This window comes from Halobacterium sp. KA-4, assembly GCF_021028995.1.
Taxonomy (GTDB): domain Archaea; phylum Halobacteriota; class Halobacteria; order Halobacteriales; family Halobacteriaceae; genus Halobacterium.
In genome coordinates, this window is sequence record NZ_JAJJZG010000024.1 from 11,533 (window position 1) to 30,695 (window position 19,163).

The window sequence follows — 19,163 nt, forward strand, 5'->3', positions numbered from 1 at the left end:
CGCCGAGAAAGAACCGGAGAAGCGAAGCGCCGTCAGTACGACCGGATTTTCGGCTCGTAGGTCTGCTCGTCGCCTTCGAGGATGACCGGCCGGTACCAGAGTTCGGGCTCGCCGTCGTTCCACGAGACGAGCGTGTGCTTGAGGTACTCGTCGTCCTTGCGCTCCTGGTGCTCTTTGCGCCAGTGTGCGCCGCGGAACTCGTCGCGGGCGAGCGCGCCCATCGTGATGGCTTCCGCGACGTCCAGCAGGTTCCGCGTCTCGATGGTGTGCTGGAGGTCAGTGTTGAACGTCCGGGACTTGTCCGCGACGTAGACGTCCTGATAGCGCTCACGGGCGTCCTGGATGTCTCGGAGCGCCTGCTCGAGGTTCTCTTCCTCCCGGAACACGTTGACATTCTCCGTCATCGATTCCTGGAGGTCCGCGCGCACGTCGGCGTGGTTGACGCCGTCCTCGCGTTCGAGCAGCGTCTCGATGCGCTCGCGCTCCTCTTCGGCGGTCGCTTCGACGACCGCTTCGGGGTCGCTGTCGGGGTTCTCGACGGCGCCGCCGTCCGCGGCGGCTTCCGTCGCACCGGGCTCGCCGACGGGGACACCGAGGTCCTCGCGCTCGGCGTCCGGGTCGGGTCCGGTCTGAATCTTCGGCTCGGGCATGTCCGCGCCTGCTGCGTGGCTGCCGGCGCGTGCGCCGAACACGAGCAGTTCCGGCAGCGCGTTCCCACCGAGGCGGTTGCCGCCGTGGAGGCTCACACACGCACACTCGCCGGCCGCGTAGAGCCCGTCGATGCACGTCTCGCCGTGCTCGTTGACTTCGATGCCGCCCATTGCGTAGTGCTGACCGGGCTTGACCGGCATCGGCTCTTCGAGGCCGTCGACGCCCTCGAAGTCGCGCGCGAGGTGGAGGATGTTCTCTAGGCGGTCGGTGATGCGCTCCTCGCCGAGATGGCGCATGTCGAGGTAGACGTACTCGTCGTCGATGCCGCGCCCTTCCTGTACTTCGGTGAGTTCGGCGCGCGCGACGACGTCGCGGGAGGCGAGTTCGCCGTCGTTGGTCGCGTACCCGTACTCGAACATGAAGCGCTCGCCCTCGGAGTTGTAGAGGATGCCACCCTCCCCGCGGACACCCTCGCTGATGAGCACACCAGTCGAGGGAAGCGTCGTCGGGTGGAACTGGATCATCTCCATGTCTTCCATCGGGACGCCGGCGCGGTACGCGATGGCGACGCCGTCTCCGGTGTTGGCGACGGCGTTGGTCGTGTGGTCGTACGCCTGGCCGAGGCCGCCGGTCGCCAGAATCACGCCGTCGCGAGCGCGGAAGCCCGCGATTTCGCCGGACTGGACGTCCCAGGCGACGACGCCGTGGCAGTCGCGCTCGTTGGGGTCGTCCTCGTCGGTGACCGCGACCTGGCTGACGTACCACTCGTCGTAGACTTCGATGCCTCGTTTGACAACCTGCTCGTACAGCGTGTGGAGCATGTGGTGGCCGGTCTCGGCGCCCGCGTACGTCGTCCGCGGGAACGAGAGGCCGCCGAACGGCCGCTGGCTGACCGTGCCGTCCTCCTCGCGGGAGAACGGCATCCCCCAGTGTTCGAGCTGGATGACTTCCTCGGGTGCGTCCTGCGCGAACGTGTCGACTGCGGGGGCGTCGCCGAGATAGTCCGACCCCTTCATCGTGTCGTACGCGTGGTCCTGCCACGAGTCGCCCTCCTGCAGGGCGGCGTTGATGCCACCTTCGGCGGCGCCCGTGTGCGAGCGCACCGGGTGGAGCTTCGTGACGATTGCTACGTCTGCGCCTTCCTCGTGGGCGGCGATTGCGGCGCGGAGCCCCGCGCCACCGCCGCCGACTACGATTACGTCGTGCTCGTACATGTTACCAGAATTTGAGGTTCTGCTTGACGGCTTCGCGCTTCAGTTCTTGGATGTGATCGGTGAGCGGGATGTCCTTCGGACAGACGTTCGTACAGGAGAACTGGGTCTGACACCGCCAGACACCGTGTTCGGCCTCGATGATTTCGAGGCGTTCCTGGCGCTTGTTCTCGCCCTCGCGCTCGTCCATGTAGAAGCGGTAGGCCTTGTTGATGGCCGCCGGGCCGAGATACTTGTTGTCGCCCGCGGCGATGTTACACGAGGACATACACGCGCCACACCAGATACACCGAGTGGAGAGCTTGACCTTCTCGCGGTTCTCGCGGTCCTGGCGCTGCTCTTCGAGTTCGTCGTCGGGCGTCTCGTCCGGGTCGAAGAACGGGTCGACGGACTCCATCTGGTCGTAGAAGTGGTCCATCTCCACGACCAGGTCTTTGACGACGTCCTGGTGGGGGAGCGGCTCGACGCGCACCGGGCCGTCGAGGTCCGCAATCTGAGTCTGGCAGCCGAGGCGCTGGCTGCCGTTGACGAAGAACGCGTCAGACCCACAGACGGCCTGCCGGCAGGAGTGCCGGAAGGTGAGGCTGGAGTCGTACTCGTCGCGCGCGTAGATGAGCGCGTCGAGGACGGTCATCCCCTTCTCGAAGGGCACCGTGAACGAGTCGAAGCGCGGCTCCTCCTTGCCCTCGATTTCGGGGTCGTAGCGGAACACCTTGAGCTCCACCGTCTCTCCCTGAATCTCGTTGGCGGCGGCTGCTTCGTCGGCCTCGCGTTGTTCCTTGCGCGCCTGTTTCTCGGCCATCCGCCGTTCCTGTGGCGACGTGGACGAGGGCTGTTCGTTCTCCGAGTCGGTGTCGGGTGTCTGCGTACTCATGTTAGAATCCCGCGAGCGTGTTTGCGACACGAATCCCTTGCACGACGAGCAACAGCGCGGCAGCGCCCAGGACGATCTGGACGACGCGCTTCTGGATGCCGTCGATGCCCTGGTTGACGAGCGCGTTGTAGACGCCGTTGACGCCGTGGAACGTCGCGGTCACGAGGAACAATACCATCGTGACGAAGTAGCCGACGTTCTCCATGCGCGCTTGGCTGCCCGCGAACTCGATTTCGTAGGCGTGGGTGACGAAGTGCAACTGGAAGAAGTGGAATGCCAGCACGATCACGAGGAACGCTGCCGTGATGCGCTGGAGCAGCCACGCCGTCGAACCCGAACTGAACGAGGAGTATCGTTGTGCCATCTTAGAATGCCCCCGAGACGAACGTCGGCACGCTCGCGACGACGATGATGCCGGTCAACACGAGCGACGCGTAGAAGCTCTTATCTTGCGATTCCAGGCCGACGCCGAGGTCGACGAACAGCAGACGGATGCCGTTCAGGATGTGGAAGACGGCGACCGCCAGCAGGCCGACCTCCAGCAACCGAACGAGTGCGAGGCTCTCCAGCCCCTGAATCGTGCTGTTGAACGTCTTGGCGCCCTGCATCGACGTGCTTAGGACGGCGATGTGGGTGAATAGGTAACCGATGAGCACCCACCCCGTAAACTTGTGAAATACCCAGGCCCACATCCCGGCCGTGAACTCCCGCCACCGGCCGAAGTCCTCGATGAGGCCTCGGTCGTACGACTGACTCATACCATTCGGAGCGTGTGGTCCCTCCGCACATAGAAGTTACTACACGGGCGTGTCGCGCGAGCCGCGACGCGTTGGGCGCGTGACACCTCCGCTTCGCGGCCACAAAGGGCGACGCGGGACGCCTACGAACGCTCGTACGCCCGCTGTGTCCCCGCGTCGAGTTCCACGAGGTGGACCAGTGGATTCCCGGGGTAGACGACAGGATTCTCCAATTTCCCGACGAGCAGCCCCGTGAACGGCGCGTCGACGTCCACGACGTCCGTCTTGAACGGGTTCGAGATGCTGCAGATGGCGTCGCCCTCGCGAACGAGGTCGCCGCGCTCGTAGTGCATGTCGACGAGGCCGCCGTCGTCCGCGCGAATCCACGTCTTCTGGTCGCTGGTGACGACGGTCCACCACGCCGGCAAGTCGACGGCTTCCGTCGGATAGACCCCGTACCCCGCGAGCACGCTCTGGACGCCGTCGAGCGCGCGGTCGATGAGCCCGCGCTGGAACCGGTGGGCTTCCCCCATCTCCACGGTGATAGTCGGGACGTCGGCGTCGGTCGCCTCGTGGCGGAGCGTCCCCGACGACCCTTCGCTATCGATGACGACGTTTGAGCCGAACGACCGCGCGAGCCGCACCACGTCGTCGTCGGTCATGTCCGCGCGGACGTGGAGCATGTTCGTCCGGCCGCGGGTCGACGTGTGGAAGTCCAGCCCGAAGTCGCAGGGCTCGACGAAGTTCCGGAAAATCTGGTCGGCCATCCGCTTGGCGCTCGTCGAACTATCGTTGCCAGGGAACGAGCGGTTGAGGTCGCGGTCGTAGACGGGAAGGTAGCGCTGCTGGGTGACGAACCCCGGGACGTTCAACACGGGCAGACAGACCAGCGTCCCGTGGAGGTTGGCGTGGGACCACTCGTGGGAGACCTCCCGAACCACTTCGATGCCGTTGAGCTCGTCACCGTGAGAGGCCGCCGAGAGGAAGACGGTCGGGCCAGGCTGCTCGCCGTTCACGATGGAGACGGGGATGCGCACGGGGTCGCCGAGGTACGTCTCGCTGATGGTGTACCGGATGTCCGCGCGCTCCCCCGGGTCCACCCGGCCGCCGTCGTACGTGAACGCCCCGTCGGTCATGGCTCGGTGTTCACGGCCGACGCATAAAACAGGGCCGTCCGCGTCGGCACCGTTTAGTCGCTGCCCCGCGACTGTCTACAGGATGGACGACTCTGTCTCTGTCGGCGTACTCAGCCTCCACAACAGCAAGGAGACGAAGGCGATACTGAACGCGGTGGAAGCGCTCGGCCACTCGGGCGTGTGGCTGCGCGAGGACAACCTCTGCGTGGACATCGCGGACAACGACTCGACGCTCGACCCGAACGTCGACGTCATTGCGAACCGACTCCTCCTCTCGAAGACCGAACAGCCCGCCGAACTGCTGGGGCTCGCGCTGTCGCTGAGTCAGTTGCGGCCGATGTTGAACCGCCCGCGGAACGTGCTCACGGCGTTCCACAAATTCGCCACCGCGACCACGCTCGCGGACGGTGACGTCCGGCTGCCGGACGCCACGCTCGCGCTCGACGCCGACCGGCTGAACGCGGAGAAGGCCAAGTACGGCGACGAGGTCGTCTACAAGACCGCCATCGGCACGCATGGTGGCGGCACGTGGAAAATCGGCGCGGACGAACGCGTCAACCCGCGCGTCGGCGACCGATACGCGTTCCTCCAGGAACTCGTCGAGCGCGACAGCGACCGCCACCGCGACCTCCGCGTGTACGTCGTGGACGGCGACATCGTCGCGACGATGCGGCGGTACGCACCGGACAACGACTGGCGGACGAACGTCGCGCTCGGCGGCTCCGTCGAGGGCGTCGACGACGTGCCCGAGGAGGCTGCGGAGATGGCGCTGACGGTCGCCGACACCGTCGGTCTCGACTACGCGGGCGTCGACCTCGTCGAGGGGGAGGACGGCTGGTACCTCCTCGAAGTCAACCCCACAGCCGGGTTCAAGGGGCTGTTCAAGGCGACCGGCATCAGCCCTGCGCCGTACGTCGCCAAGCTCGCCATCGAGACGGCGGGCGGCGAAGTCGACGACGGCGAAGTCGCCGAACTCGCGGAGACGCTGGACGACTCGATGCCCGAGGCAGTAGCGACCGAGCCCCAGCCTGCCGCCGAGGAGAGCGCAACCATCGGCTACACGGAGGACGTGCTGGTCTCCGGGACGAGCGGCACCGAGCGCGTCGTCGCGAAGTCCGACACCGGCGCTGCGCGCACGAGCATCGACACCCGCCTCGCCGCCCAAATCGGCGCGGGCCCCATCAAGTCGATGACGAAGGTCCGCTCCGGGAGTATGAAGTCCGGGAAGGCGCGGCCCGTCGTCGACATCGTCGTCGGCGTCGGTGGCGACCGCCACACTGTCGCCGCGTCCTTGGAGGACCGCGGTCACATGGACTATCCGCTGTTGCTCGGCAGGGACATCCTCCAAGAGTACCAGGTCGACGTTAAGCGTCGCACCGACGCGGCCGAAGGCGAGGAGTAACCGAAATAACTCACATTAACCTCCTAGGAAAACCGTTTTTGGACACGCGTCAGACTCTTGCGTGCGGCAGCCATCCCGGCGCACGATGGCATTCTCGGAGCGTATCGCGTCGTGGACGACCACCGTCGAGTTCCCCGGCGACGTCACTGGTGCGATAGGGGATTCGGTTACGGTCGTCCCCGTCGTGGTCGCGCTCGCCGCGCTCTCGGAGGTAGCGTTGGCTCCCGTGCTCGTCTGGTTCGGCGTCGCGCAGGTCGTGTGGGGGGCGCGCTACGGCGTGCCGGTATCCGTCGAGCCGATGAAGGCGCTGGCAGCGCTCGCGATCGCAGGCTCGTTGTCGGCGAGTGGACTCGCGGCTGCCGGCTTGCTCGCGGGCGGCACGTTACTCGTCGCGGGCGCGACCGGCGCACTCGGTCGCATCAGTCGCTTCGTCGGCCAGCCGGTCGTCCGCGGCGTCCAACTCGCGGTCGCACTTGTGCTCTTCGAGACCGCACTCGACCTCGCTACGACCGACCTCGTACTCGCCGGTGTGGCGATTGCGGTCGCCGCGCTCGTCGCCGTCGTCTCGGTGCGCACGAGCGCTATCGCTGTCGTCTCCGTCGGCGCTGCGCTCGCTCTCGCCGAAACCGGCGGCATCTCTCCCGCAATACCCGCATTTGCATTCGCACTCCCGTCGCCCGATGTCTTCCTCGACGCCGGGACCACACAGGCTGCGGTCGGCCAACTCGCGATGTCTATCGGGAACGCCGCCGTCGCCACCGCACTCCTTCTCGACGAGTACTTCGATTCAGACGCGACCGCTGACGACCTCGCGACGAGCATGGGCGCGATGAACCTGTTCGCTGTGCCGCTGGGCGCGATTCCGATGTGCCACGGGAGCGGCGGCGTCGCTGGCAAATACGCGTTCGGCGCACGTACCGCAGCCGCGAACGTCGTGCTCGGCGTGCTCTACTTGCTCGCGGCTGTCCTCGCGGTCGGCGTCGTTGCGGCGTTCCCGGTCGCGATGCTCGGCGTCGTCCTCGCTGCCGTCGCCGCGCAACTCGCGCACACTAGCCTCGACACCGACCAGTACGCGCTCACGCTCGGCGTCGGCGTCGTTGGCCTGCTCGCGGGCGTCGGCGTCGCGTTCGTTGCGGGCCTGCTCGCCGACCACGCGTCTCGCCGGTTCGCGTGACTACCCTTCGTAGGCGCGCCAGACGTACAGCGACGCGTACGACCGATAGGGCTGCCAGCGCGCCGCGATGTCGCGCATCTCCGCGCGCGTCGTCTCCTCGCCGTACAGCGACTGCATTCCCTTCCGGATGCCGAGGTCGCCGACCGGGAAGACATCTTCGCGGCCAAGTCCAAACATCAGGAACATCTCCGCAGTCCAGTCGCCAACGCCCGTAATCGACGTCAGTTCCGCGCGCACCTCGTCGTCGCCGAGGTCCGCGAAGGACGCGCGGTCCCAGTCGTGCTCTAGGAACGCATCGGCGACGTTCCGCACGTAGTCGGTCTTCTGACTGGAGAGCCCCGCGTCCCGAAGCACCTCGGGGTCCGCGCCGGCGACGCCTTCGGGCGTGACGTCGACTGCCTCGAAGAGCCGCTCGCGGATGGCGGCCGCGGCGTCCATCGACACCTGCTGGCGGACGATAGAGACGACGAGGCGCTCGAACGGGTCGTCTGCGGGGTCGAGCCCGAGTTCGCCGTGCTCGTCGACGAGCGGCCCCAGGTCCGGATCGTCACGGAGTGTGTCGTGTGGGTCGGTCATATTGGGAGGAAGTCGCCGTGGGAATCTACGCGTTTCGCTGTCCGAGCAGGAACCCCGCCAGTGCTCCGATGCCGCTGTACACCGCGGGCGAAATGCCGTTCACGAGATAGGGGCCGACGAGTCGAATCCCAAGCGCCTCTCCGAACGGCGCGCCGACGCTCACAGCCGTCAGCACCGGGTAACTGACGACGACGGCGACACCGGCACCAGCACCGACGAGCGCAGCGAGACGGATTGGCGATTCGTGGACGTCCATCCGCCACGCGCCGTACAGCGGCAGGCCGGGAATCACCACCAGTGACACCAGCGTCGAGGCGAGCGACTGGAGGAGCAGCCGTGCAGTCGACGTTGTGAAGCCGCCGGAGAGCGATTCGAGAGCGAACAGCACGACTAGTGTGTGGACGAGCCCGGCGGCGAGACCGAGGGCGGCGGCGCGTTGCTGCGTGTTCACGCCTGGTTGGTTTTCGGACCGGTGGCAAGTGCGTTGTGCCTCGGTGGGAATCGCGGTGTTGTCGAGATGCTCGTTTCCACAGGTGTAAACTCGTGAGGCGTTCACACCCGACAATAGGGAAAGCTTCAACGGGACTCCCGGAGGGTGTACTACCATGGACGTTGATGACATCGAGACCATCGCGGTGCTGGGCGCTGGGAACATGGGCCACGGCATCGCCGAGGTAGCGGCGCTGGCGGGCTTCGACGTGAACCTCCGCGACATCAAAGAGGAGTTCGTGCAGAACGGCTACGAGCAAATCGAGTGGTCGCTGGGGAAACTCGCAGAGAACGACCAAATCGGCGAGGCCGAAGCCGAAGCCGCCCTCGACCGCGTCACCCCCATCGTGGACCTGGAGAAGGCCGTCGAGGACGCGGACTTCGTCGTCGAGGCCGTCCCGGAGAAGATGGACATCAAGCAAAATGTCTACCGGGAGCTCGAACAGCACGCTCCGGAGCATGCGGTGTTCGCGACGAACACGTCCAGTCTCTCGATTACGGAGCTCTCGGAAGTCACTGAACGCCCCGAGCGGTTCTGCGGGATGCACTTCTTCAACCCGCCGGTGCGGATGCAACTCGTGGAAGTCATCGCCGGCGAGCACACCGACGAGGACGTACTCGACCTCACTGAGAACCTCGCCGAGGAGATGGGGAAGACACCGGTGCGCGTCCGCAAGGATTCGCCCGGATTCATCGTCAACCGCGTGCTCGTCCCGCTACTGAACGAGGCCGCGTGGCTCGTCCACGACGACGTCGCCACCATCGAGGAAGTCGACTCCACGACGAAGTACGAGTTGGGCTTGCCAATGGGCGCGTTCGAGCTCGCCGACCAGGTCGGCATCGACGTCTCCTACGACGTCCTCGACTACATGCAGGGCGTGCTCGGCGAAGCCTACGAACCGTGCCCGCTACTCGTCGAGAAAGTCGAAGCCGAGAACCTCGGGAAGAAGACCGGACAGGGGTTCTACGACTACGAGAACGGCGGCGCGGAAGTCCCGACTGACGAAATCCGCGAAGACGTCGCGGACCGCCTGACCGCCGTGATGGCCAACGAGGTCGCGAAGCTCGTCGCCAACGACGTCGCGGACCCCGCGGAAATCGACGAAGCCGTCCAGCTCGGCGCGGGCTACCCCGACGGCCCCGCGAAGATGGCCGACGACGCCGGCATCGAACACCTCTACGAGACGCTCGAATCGGCCTACGAGGGGACTGGCGCGGCGCGCTACGAGCCCGCCGACGAACTCCAGCGGCTCGCAGAATCCGGTGAGGGGTTCTACGGCGCGGAAGCCGAGGAGGAAACTGCCTCCTACGAGAACCTCGTCGTCACCGTCGAAGACAACGTCGGGCACGTCGAACTCGACCGCCCACACCGCATGAACACCATCAGCGAGGACCTCCTCGACGAACTCGCGGACGCCGTCGACGAACTCGACGCCGACGACGAAGTGCGCGCCATCCTCCTCACGGGCGCCGGCGAGAAAGCGTTCTCCGCAGGCGCCGACGTCACGTCGATGGCAGGCAGCGCAGACCCTATCGACGCCGTGGAACTCTCCCGGAAGGGCCAGCAGACGTTCGGCAAACTCGAAGCCGCCGACGTCCCCGTCGTCGCGGGCATCGACGGCTACTGTCTCGGCGGCGGGATGGAACTGGCGACCTGCGCGGACCTCCGCATCGCCAGCGAACGCAGCGAACTCGGCCAACCCGAGCACAACCTCGGCCTGCTGCCAGGCTGGGGCGGCACCCAGCGCCTCAAGCACATCGTCGGCGAGGGCCGCGCGAAAGAAATCATCTTCACCGCCGAACGCTACGACGCCACCGAACTCGAAGAATACGGCTTCATCAACGAAGTCGTCGCCAACGACAAACTCGACGACCGCGCGTGGGAACTCGCACGCGACCTCGCCGCCGGCCCGCCCATCGCCCAGAAGTACACGAAGCGCGCGATGCTCGCCGGCCGCGACTCCACGGACGCCGGTCTCGAATCCGAAGCGCAAGCATTCGGCCAACTCATGAACACCCAAGACCTCATGGAAGGCATCGCCGCGTTCACGAGCGACCGCGAACCCGACTTCAAAGGAGATTGACATCCTCCTCCGCGTGAACGCGGAGGAATCCCACGGCACCGCGCCGCTTGCTTGGGATCTTAGGGTTTGCAGTCGACCACTTGTGCCTGCGGTTGGAATCCGCTGGACAAGTCATAGAGGTAGACTGCTGGCTGTGCCAACCAGCCGGTACTCCTATCCCCGGACAACTGCCCGGTAGACTCGGAGTTACTTTCATTCAGATCGAGACGGATGTTCTCCGCCCCATTCACGTCGGCGTTGAACGCCCCATCACACGACTCACAGACGTATAGGCCACGCTCGACGCGCTGACTCTCATCTTCTCGCCCGCAGACGCAACACGTCTTCGAAGTGTCGCGCTCGTCTACTTCCACGACCTCAATCCCCTCAACCTTCGCCTTGTATTCAAGGATGTTAGTAAAGCGGTCGAACGCCCACCCGTGCAGGTCGAGGTTGCCGTGCTTGCCCCAGTTTTTCGACTCGCCATCTTCGTCCTCGCGGACGCCTTCTAAGTCACCGACGTGGATGCGGCCAACTCCCTTCTGGACACACCGCCCGACGATGTGTTTCGCCAAGGAGTGGAAGAAATGCCGGCGGCGCTCGCTCCACTTGTGATGCAGTCGCGTGGCTCGGTCACCATCCGAGTTGTCGCAGTTGGCAATCTCTTTCGGGAAGTAGTAGCCGTCCTGTTTTAAGCTGTTGCCAGGGTAGAGGTCGGCATCGTCGGTGCTGTACGCGACAGCGGCGAAATTCGAGATTCCGAGGTCGATACCCGCTGTTTCGTCACCGGGCGCTGTGGGTGTCTTGAGTTCGTCTTTGCAGACAAGGTGCAGTTCCCAGCGGTCCTTTGCGTTATCGTAGACAGCACGAACCTGTTGGAGGTTCTCGACGGTGACGCCGGGCCGTGTTTCGTATTCGACAAGGATGTACTCCCACGCCTTCGGGTGTTCCTTGTGATTCGCGCCTTTTGAGAGACGAACGCGATTGTGTTTGGTGTCGTGTTTGATGCCGTTTTGCTTCCACGTCACCGTACTGCGAGGATGTTCTTCGTGAACGCGGCGGCCCTGTTGGTCGTAGTAGTTTGTTTTGCGGTAGCCGGGCGGATTATCACGCTCGTCATCAGAGCCGTACCAGGAGTTGAAGGCTTCAGCGAGTTCCTCCAGAACCCGCTGACTGGACTGACTGTGCAGTCCGTTGTATTTTGGATGCGTCTTCAACTCGTCTTTCAGCTCGCTATGGTCGGGAATTTCCCCGGTGTCCTCCCAGACCTGTCGGGAGTGGTGGTTAGCGACGTTCCAGAGTTTGCTGGCACTCCAGCCGTGCCGGTCGAGCGACTCCGCGACCTGCGAGTGGTTGCGGATTGTCGCTCGATGGGTGCGGTGGACCTCCAGCATACTGTAGAACGACTGTATAATCTCTTATACTCGTGTTTCTTGTAAAAGACACGGTTTGAGAACGTGGAATATCCGGGCCTGTCGGAGTCAATAGAATGTGTCACTGAGTGACGGCGCGTATCCACGGCCTCAAGACCGTGGTATTGCGCCTGCTCAGCGTATAATCCAAGCGGCCTTTCAACAAGCACAACCAAAACCGGCGCATGGCCCGCCAGTATCGCGACGAATCCTGGCTACGCAGCCGCTACCACGACGACGGCTGCACACAAGCCGAAATCGCCGAGGAGTGTGGAGTTTCGCCGCGATGTATCCGCGAATGGATGTACAAACACAACATTAAGCGTCGGAACGTCGAAGGAGAGAACCATGGGTTGTACGGCCAGGAGCGGAGTAAATCGACAAAACAGCGTATTTCAGAGTCACTTGAAGGACGAGATTTACCAGACGAGACGCGAGAGCGGATCGCTGAGGTACAGCGTGGTCAAACGCTGCCTGAGGAAACGAGAGCGCGGATTTCGGAATCCCTGACTGGACGTAAGAAGTCCCGGACAACGCGAAGTCGGATGAGTGAGGCATCGAGCGGTGAGCAGAACTCGAACTGGAAAGGCGGATATTCGAGGCGGTATGGTGCTGGATGGACTCTTGCTCGCGAGCGAGCCTTGGAGCGGGACGAGGTGTGCCAGTATTGCAACGAGGACGGGACAGAAACAAGACTCGATGTACATCATATTGTGCCTGTAAGGGCGTTTCGCCAGGCGGAAAATCAGGATCTTGAGGATGCTCACGAACTCGATAATCTCGTCGTGCTCTGCAAGCGATGCCACGCCCTCGTCGAGCACGGATCGATTGCTGTCCCGGAACCGTGACACCGCTCGATCTTTTTGGTGAGATTTATAAGTTACCACCACTTCGAATCAGGTACCGCATTCCAGCGGCGCTCGGTTGGTGTAGTTCGGCCAATCATGTTGGCCTTTCGAGCCGACGACCAGGGTTCAAATCCCTGACCGAGCACTACTCTACTACTCACACCGAGTAGCGACGAGCGTGTTGCTGCCCGTGTGTTCTGTCGTGTACGTCGAAGGCAGGTTTCGAACCTATTCTTCACTCCCGAGCAACGCGGTTGCGATGTCTCCGGTCTGGTCGGCTGCGGCGACGAGCACGTGAATTGCGGTGAGTGCGAGTAGGACGCCGAGTGGGAATGCGAGCAGTCGCTCTGCGACGGTGTCGATGGTCCAGATGTCGAGGATGGTAGCGGTGCCGCCGAGCGGGGCGAGGAGGAGGACGAGCGCGCCGACGCCGGCGAGGAGGACGAACAGCCACGTGAGGAAGCCGACCAGTGACTTCACGACGAGGAAGGCGACGCTGCGCCACGTGGTGTTTGAGCGGACGAGCGCGCTGACGGCTGCGAGCACGCCGTCCTCGGAGAGTGACGGTAAGTTATCGCGGGGTGCGATGTCGGTGTCGAGGAGTGCGTTTGCGAGCTGGCGTTCGCCCTCTGCGAGGAGGCGTGCGAGCACTAGTGTCGCCAGTAGGATGGGGATGCCGACGACGAATACGGCGAGTGCGACGCCGAACACGAATCCGAATGCGAGGACGATGTAGTAGAGGAAGCCGAGTGGAATTGCGGCGAGCAGGTAGAGAATCCGTCGGTAGGTTTGTCGGTCGCCGAGCACGCCGACGAACGACCGGAGGTGGTCGGTGGGCGCGCGGGTCGTGCTCATTAGGAGTGGGTTCTGGCTGGGGACACAAAAATGCCGGCCGCGTTCTCGCTGCCAGTCGAAGGGCTGGCCGATCGTGACTGCTAACACACCTTCGCGCGAACCCGAGGGTATGAGCTACGAGGCGGTGTTCTTCGACCTCGACGACACACTCTACGCGTATCCGGAGTGCAACGAGGCGGGGAAGGCGGCGGCGTTCCGGGAAGCCCGCGAGTTGGGGTACGACGTCTCGCGGGCGGCGTTCGACGACCTCTACATGGAGGGCCGCCGCGAGGTGAAACGCGAACTCGCGGGGACGGCGTCGGCCCACGAGCGGTTCCTCTACTTCAAGCGCGCGCTGGAAATCTACACGGGCACCCACCACTCGCGGGACGCGCTCGCGCTCGGGGAGGCGTACTGGGAGACGTACGTCGAGGAGATGGAACTGTTCGATGGTGTGCGGGAGACGCTCGCTGCGCTCCGGAAGTCCGACGTGGACGTCGCTATCGTGAGTAATCTCACGACGCGCATCCAGATGGAGAAAATCGACGCGCTTGGCATCGAAGAGTACGTCGACCTCGTGTTGACTTCCGAGGAGACGGGCCGCGAGAAGCCCGCCAGCGACATGTTCACGCTGCCGCTCGCGCAACTCGACCTGCGGCCGAGCGAGGTTGTGATGGTCGGTAACGACGTCGAGTCGGACATCGAGGGCGGGAATGCGGTGGGTTTGACGACGGTGTTGTTCAACGGTGAGACGGACGGTGAGGCCGGCCATCGTGAGCCCGACCACCAGATTGATGCGTTCAGCGAGGTCTTAGAGGTGGTACTGTAATGCTCGCTCGTGAACGCGTCGCGGTCGTCGACCACGCACCGACGCTGGCAGAACTGACTCCTGGGCGCACGGGGAACCTGAGCGTGCGCCGTGGCGACCGGTTCGCCGCGACGCCGACTGGCGTCCCCTACGACGAGTTCGACCCTGCGGACGTTCCGGTGGTGTCCCTGGACGGCGAGGTCGTCGCCGGGGAGATGAAACCGACTAGCGAGGTGCCGATGCACACCGGCATTTACCGGCGGCTGGACGCGGGTGCTATCGTCCACACGCACTCGACGTGGGCGACGACGCTCGCGGTGCTCGGCGAGGAACTCCCGCCGATTCACTACATGATTACGGCCGTCGGGCGGAAGGTACCGGTCGCGGACTACGCACCGTACGGCACCGACGACCTGGCGGAGTTGGTCGTCGAGGAGATGGAGGCCGCGGATTCGCAGGCGTGCATTTTGGCCCACCACGGGCTCGTCGTCACTGGTGACGACCTCGCATCGGCGGTCGAGAACACGTTCGTCGTGGAGAACCTCTGTCGGGTGTACTTGCAGGCGCGCCAGCACGGGACGCCCGCGGAACTCAGCGACGAGCAGTTGGGGACCGTCGAGGAGAAGTTCCAGTCCTACGGCCAGTAACGGTCAACGCCGGTCAGTAGAAGCGGTCAGTCGCGGCGGGGTGGAAGGCCCCGCGGTTCGCAGCTTGTACTCCACCGCTACGCGTTGTTCATCCGGGTCTTGGTGGTGGTGCCGCAGGCCTTGCACTCCGAGACCCGGTAGGGCTCGCGCGAGAACTCCGCGTTCTGCTCGTCGTTGCTCTCCGTGAGGATGTCGATAGACACCTCGTGGGGTTGCTCTCGCCCGCACTCCGAGCACTGTTCGACGATGCCGTCGGATTGGATGTTCTTGCTTGCCATCGGACCAGACCTCACCTAAACAATACTACTGTACTCCCTTTGGATGTATGCCTAAGTGATTAGGCCGCCATCGACGTGTGTCGTGGGAACCCACCGCACTCGAACTGCGTGAACCCCTGCCGAACGCTTACCCCGGCGGAGTCGCTACCCTCAAGAAATGCATGCGTTCCCGCCGCTCCCGACCGTCGCGGACGCCCCGCCCTCGCTGTTCGACGGCCACCTCTGGATTCAGGAGTGGGTGTGTGGCGGCCCGCTCCGCGTGCAACTCCGCGAGTCCGGCCTCCTCCGCTTCGGCGACGCCGACCGCGTCTTCGACCACGACGACGTGCCACCGGGCTACCGCCACGCCGTCCGGCACGTCCGCGAGCACTTCGACCGGGACGCACTCCGCGCCGCACTCGACGACGTCGAATCAGCCGTCTTCTACGGTACCGCCACCCGCCAGCAGCCCCTCGACTACGACTGGGGGACGCTCCCCGCCTTCCTCGGCTTCGACGTCTACCACGCCGGCGACGACCGATTCCTTCCGCCGGACGCAGTAGAGACGCTCTACGACCGCCTCGGTCTGACGCCACTGCCGGCCGTCGCGAAGGAGGTTCGGGGTGCAGACTTCGACCCGGACGACTACTCGGTTCCCGAGTCATCGTGGCGCGACGGCTCCGCAGCGGGCGTCCTCATCCGGAACAAGACCGGCGACCGCGCAGTCCACTACGCGGACTCGCTGGAGCGGCCCGAACCAGTCGCGTTCGACGCCGACCCCGCGGACCTCGCCGAGCGGTTCGTCACCGACGCTCGCGTCGAGCGTGCCCGCGAGGCCGCTGCCGGCGACCCGGCGGCCGACGTCGACGAAATCGTGGACCGCGTGCTGGACCTCCTCGCACGCGAAGAGTACGCTCGACTCTACGGCGGCGACGCGCCTATCGACGTCGCTGCGTTCGAGTCAGCCGCGGCGGACCGCGCCCGGCGGCTGCTGGACGCCGTCTAACTCAGATTTCGGACGTGTGGTGTGGAATCCGTGCCCTGAAGCCACGCCGGCCCATACGCCGGTGTAATGACGCGGCGCTTCCGCTGGACCCGCCCGGCTCCGGGCGGCTCCGTCACTGTCACGCGAGTCGCCGGCGACCACGAGCTCGCCGACAGCGACCCCCAGCGTCGCTACACGCTCTCCGTCCCGGCAGCAGCCGATGCTACTGTCTCCACGGCGACGGGCTGCGAAACCACGTGGGAAGACGAAACCCTGTGGGTAACCGTCCACGACGGTGCCGGCCTCGCGCGCGTCCGACTCCGAACTAGTGGGGCTCAGGTCGCCTTCCGCCTTCCCGGCCCGACGTTCGACAATAGAGTCACGGCCGCTATCGACGGCGACGAAGCGGCCGCACACGAGTTGCTCGCAGCTACGGACTCTCCGGTCGCGCTCGTGCTCGCCTCTGGACCGTTCCTTGACGTCGAAGGGTTCACCGTCCTCGTGGACGCACTCGCCACGGCGAGCGAGGGTGCGTCCGACGACCTCCACGCGACCCGCTACGATCTCGTGCGAATCGCAGCGACGACCGCCGCGGGCCCACCGGTTGCTACTGACGACGAGTTCGAGGCGCTGGTCGACGGACTGGACGCCGTCGACGCCATCGGCGACGTGACCGTGTTGGACGCGCTCGCGGACGCGACCGCAGTCGCCCACGACACCGCCGGCGAGACACGGCGCTTCCTCTCGGACCTCGGCTACGAGTTGCCGCTGCTCGCCGAGCGCGACGACGGCCGCTTCCTCGCGCACTACCTCGCGCAGGTCGCTCGCACCGCTGGCGTCCGGGACGCGAAGCAGGCCGCCGCGCGCCGTGCTGCCAACACCGACCACGCCGACTTCGAGGACGCGAAGGCCGCTGCCGAGCGTGCGGACTACTGGGACCGCGGCGCGGCGTGGCGTGACGCCGTCCTCCCGGCGGCCAGCGAGTCGTTCCCGACGTTCGCGTACGTGCTCGCGAACGCGCTCTACTGGACGGGCGAAGTCGGCCGCTCGGACTCGCGTGCGGACGAACTCCTCCACGAGGGCGCCGCTGCGGCAGCCCGTACCATCGACTTGGAGTGGGTTGCGGGCCACGCCGATTACGAGCGCGCCCGCGCGGCAGCCCACCGCCACCGCAGCAAGCGCAACCACGCGCTCGCGCTCACGCACTTCGAAACCGCCCGCGAGGTCGCCGAATCGCACTCGTTCCTCGACCCGTGGGAGCCGACGTACAGCCATGCCGTCGTACAGTCGAACATGCTGTCTACGACTGGGGACCACGAGCGCGCCGTTGCCGTCCTCGACGACGCGCTCGCGGACCTCCGCGAGCAGGGCGTGCCCGACGACCGGTTCGCGGAGATGCGCGACCACCTCGCCGGCCAGCGCCACGAGCGCCGCGCCATCGTCGCTGACGACGACAGCGACCGCCTCGCACACCTCGAAGCCGCGCTCGACCACTACGAGTCAGTCGAGTTCGAGCGCTCCGTCACCCGCATACAAGCAAAACTCGACGACGCCGAGGCTGCCGACGACGAAACTGGCGGCGAAAGTCGCGAGGAAAGTGTTCGGCCCCAGCCCGTGCTTCGGCCGGACCCGGAGGCCGGGCCAAGCCTCGAGGACATCCCGGACCTCCACGACTCGCTCACGGAGACGGACCCGGGCGCTGTCGGGAGCGCGGACCCCGGCGTCCTCCCGGACGAACGCGGCGATGCGCTTCCCGACGACCCCGGCGTGCCGGGTCGGGACAGCGAACCCCACTACCGCTGATTCTGGCTTAGCCGTGCTCTAAGACGGGCGTCTCCGCGCCACCCTGGGCGTGGTCGATGCGGACGCGTTCGACCGCGTCGACGCCAAAGCCGTCGGCTAACGCGCCTCGGGCCACGGCTTCGCTATCCTCGTCCGCGGGCGTCTCCACCGCGAGGGTGACGGTCGCGTCGATTTGGAGGTCGTTCAGTCGCGGCCGGAGGTCGGTGACGTCGACCGCTTCCACGCTGTCGACGATGTCGACACCCTCGACGACGCTCGTTGCGCCGCACTCTAGGTCGCCGGCGGTGTCGCGCGGTACGTGCATGGTGAGGTCCGCGACGAGGCGGACCTGCTGGCTGGCAGTTGCCATAAGCTCCCGCCGAGAGTCGAACTCGGTGCCGGCGAGGCCGGCGTCCACGGGCTGTCGGGAGCGACAGCCCGCGCTCACCACTCGACCCACGGAGAAGACACAGTCGTGCCGTAGTTGCAGACGGCAGCCGCGTCCTCCCCGGGGGTTCGGTGCCGCTTCACGCGGCGAGGGTGGACGCGGACTGCGCGTTCGGGCGATAGCCGGCGACCACGAACCCCACGGAGATTCCAGACGACCCGCTAATCGAGCGGGCGTCCGGGGCGTGGAGTGTGGTGGTCATCGGTGTGTCACCCGGTGTGGGCTCGGTCGCTCCGAGCCGCTGTCGATTGGTCAATTTTGCCCCTGTACAATAAGTTTTGTCGAGGTATGAGTCCCCTTACCAAACTATCGCCGGGCTTGCAGGCGAACAATTTCGGGGGACGGCTTTCGGCGTGGGCCTGCGAACGGTGTCGTGATGACCGACTACGACGACCTGCCGCTGGTTTACTCGTGTTCGGGCTGTTCGAGCGCCGCCCAGATGGCAAACGACCTCGCAGTGCGGCTCGACCGCGAGCGCGTCGCAGAGATGTCCTGTATCGCGGGCGTCGGTGGGGACGTTCCGCCGCTCGTGAACACCGCGACGTCGGGTCGGCCGCTGCTCGTTGTCGACGGCTGCCCGTTGGAGTGTGCGCGCAAGAGCCTCGAACAGCACGACGTTACCCCGGACCGCCACGTCAACCTCGCCAAGCGCGGCGTGCCCAAGGAGTACCACACGGACTACGACGACGAGCAAGCCGAGGAACTCTACGACGACCTCGTGCAAGAAGTCGAACAGCTCACTCCGACGCCGTAGACGACTGCTTGTTCTCGTCGCCGTCGAGCACCCGGTTCGGTGCGAGCGCTCTCACTATCATTCCGTGGTCGCGTC

General features: G+C 65.4%; 21 protein-coding genes and 1 tRNA gene. 10 read left to right on the forward strand and 12 right to left on the reverse strand.

What is annotated here, in order from left to right; all coding sequences use genetic code 11:
• Nucleotides 1-32 precede the first annotated feature (32 nt).
• The 5 genes from LPA44_RS16195 to LPA44_RS16215 all read right to left on the reverse strand — a co-directional run bounded on the left by LPA44_RS16195 (nt 33) and on the right by LPA44_RS16215 (nt 4,609).
• The gene (locus LPA44_RS16195) at nt 33-1,865 is read right to left on the reverse strand and encodes an FAD-binding protein (RefSeq protein ID WP_230890538.1); all 1,833 of its coding nucleotides are present in this window, start codon (nt 1,863-1,865) and stop codon (nt 33-35) included.
• A 1-nt stretch (nt 1,866) separates the two neighbouring features.
• The gene (locus LPA44_RS16200) at nt 1,867-2,736 is read right to left on the reverse strand and encodes a succinate dehydrogenase/fumarate reductase iron-sulfur subunit (RefSeq protein WP_230890539.1); all 870 of its coding nucleotides are present in this window, start codon (nt 2,734-2,736) and stop codon (nt 1,867-1,869) included.
• A gap of 1 nt (nt 2,737) precedes the next feature.
• Nucleotides 2,738-3,100, reverse strand: a complete 363-nt coding sequence (locus LPA44_RS16205) for a succinate dehydrogenase hydrophobic membrane anchor subunit (RefSeq protein ID WP_230890540.1) — start codon at nt 3,098-3,100, stop codon at nt 2,738-2,740.
• 1 nt (nt 3,101) lies between these two features.
• The gene (gene sdhC / locus LPA44_RS16210) at nt 3,102-3,494 is read right to left on the reverse strand and encodes a succinate dehydrogenase, cytochrome b556 subunit (RefSeq protein WP_230890541.1); all 393 of its coding nucleotides are present in this window, start codon (nt 3,492-3,494) and stop codon (nt 3,102-3,104) included.
• A 122-nt stretch (nt 3,495-3,616) separates the two neighbouring features.
• Entirely contained in the window at nt 3,617-4,609 is a 993-nt protein-coding gene (locus tag LPA44_RS16215) for a succinylglutamate desuccinylase/aspartoacylase family protein (protein ID WP_230890542.1), read from the reverse strand.
• 82 nt (nt 4,610-4,691) lie between these two features.
• Between LPA44_RS16215 and LPA44_RS16220 the strand changes: the two genes are divergently transcribed.
• Both LPA44_RS16220 and LPA44_RS16225 read left to right on the forward strand, forming a co-directional pair.
• The gene (locus tag LPA44_RS16220) at nt 4,692-6,011 is read left to right on the forward strand and encodes a putative ATP-dependent zinc protease (RefSeq protein ID WP_230890543.1); all 1,320 of its coding nucleotides are present in this window, start codon (nt 4,692-4,694) and stop codon (nt 6,009-6,011) included.
• Nucleotides 6,012-6,096: 85 nt separating this feature from the next.
• Nucleotides 6,097-7,185 (forward strand): putative sulfate/molybdate transporter, encoded by a 1,089-nt coding sequence (locus tag LPA44_RS16225; RefSeq protein WP_230890544.1) that lies wholly within the window; start codon nt 6,097-6,099, stop codon nt 7,183-7,185.
• Here the strand turns inward: LPA44_RS16225 and LPA44_RS16230 are convergent, their stop codons facing one another.
• Together LPA44_RS16230 and LPA44_RS16235 are read right to left on the reverse strand one after the other, a co-directional pair.
• Entirely contained in the window at nt 7,186-7,761 is a 576-nt protein-coding gene (locus tag LPA44_RS16230; protein WP_230890545.1) for a DNA-3-methyladenine glycosylase family protein, read from the reverse strand.
• Nucleotides 7,762-7,786: 25 nt separating this feature from the next.
• On the reverse strand, nt 7,787-8,212 hold the full coding sequence (locus tag LPA44_RS16235; RefSeq protein WP_230890546.1) for a hypothetical protein: 426 nt from the start codon (nt 8,210-8,212) through the stop codon (nt 7,787-7,789).
• Between the two features lie 154 nt (nt 8,213-8,366).
• On the opposite strand from LPA44_RS16235, the gene LPA44_RS16240 reads away from it, so the two are divergent.
• On the forward strand, nt 8,367-10,334 hold the full coding sequence (locus LPA44_RS16240) for a 3-hydroxyacyl-CoA dehydrogenase/enoyl-CoA hydratase family protein (RefSeq protein WP_230890547.1): 1,968 nt from the start codon (nt 8,367-8,369) through the stop codon (nt 10,332-10,334).
• A gap of 59 nt (nt 10,335-10,393) precedes the next feature.
• On the opposite strand, the gene LPA44_RS16245 is transcribed toward LPA44_RS16240, so the two are convergent.
• Nucleotides 10,394-11,707, reverse strand: a complete 1,314-nt coding sequence (locus LPA44_RS16245; RefSeq protein ID WP_230890548.1) for an RNA-guided endonuclease InsQ/TnpB family protein — start codon at nt 11,705-11,707, stop codon at nt 10,394-10,396.
• Between the two features lie 563 nt (nt 11,708-12,270).
• Between LPA44_RS16245 and LPA44_RS18515 the strand changes: the two genes are divergently transcribed.
• A complete protein-coding gene (locus tag LPA44_RS18515) occupies nt 12,271-12,573 on the forward strand; it encodes an HNH endonuclease (protein ID WP_442903410.1) in 303 nt (100 codons plus the stop codon).
• Between the two features lie 70 nt (nt 12,574-12,643).
• Nucleotides 12,644-12,718: transfer RNA gene (locus LPA44_RS16255), tRNA-Glu, on the forward strand.
• 83 nt (nt 12,719-12,801) lie between these two features.
• Here the strand turns inward: LPA44_RS16255 and LPA44_RS16260 are convergent.
• Nucleotides 12,802-13,428, reverse strand: a complete 627-nt coding sequence (locus LPA44_RS16260) for a sensor domain-containing protein (protein WP_230890549.1) — start codon at nt 13,426-13,428, stop codon at nt 12,802-12,804.
• A 109-nt stretch (nt 13,429-13,537) separates the two neighbouring features.
• Between LPA44_RS16260 and LPA44_RS16265 the strand changes: the two genes are divergently transcribed.
• A complete protein-coding gene (locus LPA44_RS16265; RefSeq protein ID WP_230890550.1) occupies nt 13,538-14,236 on the forward strand; it encodes an HAD family hydrolase in 699 nt (232 codons plus the stop codon).
• Complete coding sequence (locus LPA44_RS16270; protein ID WP_230890551.1) at nt 14,236-14,862, forward strand: class II aldolase/adducin family protein; 627 nt, start codon at nt 14,236-14,238, stop codon at nt 14,860-14,862. The genes LPA44_RS16265 and LPA44_RS16270 overlap by 1 nt, the downstream gene beginning before the upstream one ends.
• A gap of 77 nt (nt 14,863-14,939) precedes the next feature.
• On the opposite strand, the gene LPA44_RS16275 is transcribed toward LPA44_RS16270, so the two are convergent.
• Nucleotides 14,940-15,140 carry a DUF7835 family putative zinc beta-ribbon protein gene (locus LPA44_RS16275; protein WP_230890552.1) on the reverse strand — a complete coding sequence of 67 codons (201 nt, stop codon included), beginning with the start codon at nt 15,138-15,140 and terminating at the stop codon, nt 14,940-14,942.
• Nucleotides 15,141-15,297: 157 nt separating this feature from the next.
• Between LPA44_RS16275 and LPA44_RS16280 the strand changes: the two genes are divergently transcribed.
• Nucleotides 15,298-16,125 (forward strand): hypothetical protein, encoded by an 828-nt coding sequence (locus tag LPA44_RS16280; RefSeq protein ID WP_230890553.1) that lies wholly within the window; start codon nt 15,298-15,300, stop codon nt 16,123-16,125.
• Nucleotides 16,126-16,191: 66 nt separating this feature from the next.
• Entirely contained in the window at nt 16,192-17,907 is a 1,716-nt protein-coding gene (locus LPA44_RS16285; protein ID WP_230890554.1) for a hypothetical protein, read from the forward strand.
• 7 nt (nt 17,908-17,914) lie between these two features.
• Here LPA44_RS16285 and LPA44_RS16290 read toward each other — a convergent pair whose 3' ends face one another.
• Complete coding sequence (locus tag LPA44_RS16290; protein ID WP_230890555.1) at nt 17,915-18,334, reverse strand: hypothetical protein; 420 nt, start codon at nt 18,332-18,334, stop codon at nt 17,915-17,917.
• 79 nt (nt 18,335-18,413) lie between these two features.
• Complete coding sequence (locus tag LPA44_RS18160; protein ID WP_269070399.1) at nt 18,414-18,536, reverse strand: hypothetical protein; 123 nt, start codon at nt 18,534-18,536, stop codon at nt 18,414-18,416.
• 174 nt (nt 18,537-18,710) lie between these two features.
• Here LPA44_RS18160 and LPA44_RS16295 point away from each other — a divergent pair, with 174 nt between their 5' ends.
• Nucleotides 18,711-19,088: a putative zinc-binding protein gene (locus LPA44_RS16295; protein WP_230890556.1), complete on the forward strand. Its 378-nt coding sequence runs from the start codon at nt 18,711-18,713 to the stop codon at nt 19,086-19,088.
• Nucleotides 19,089-19,163: the final 75 nt, after the last annotated feature.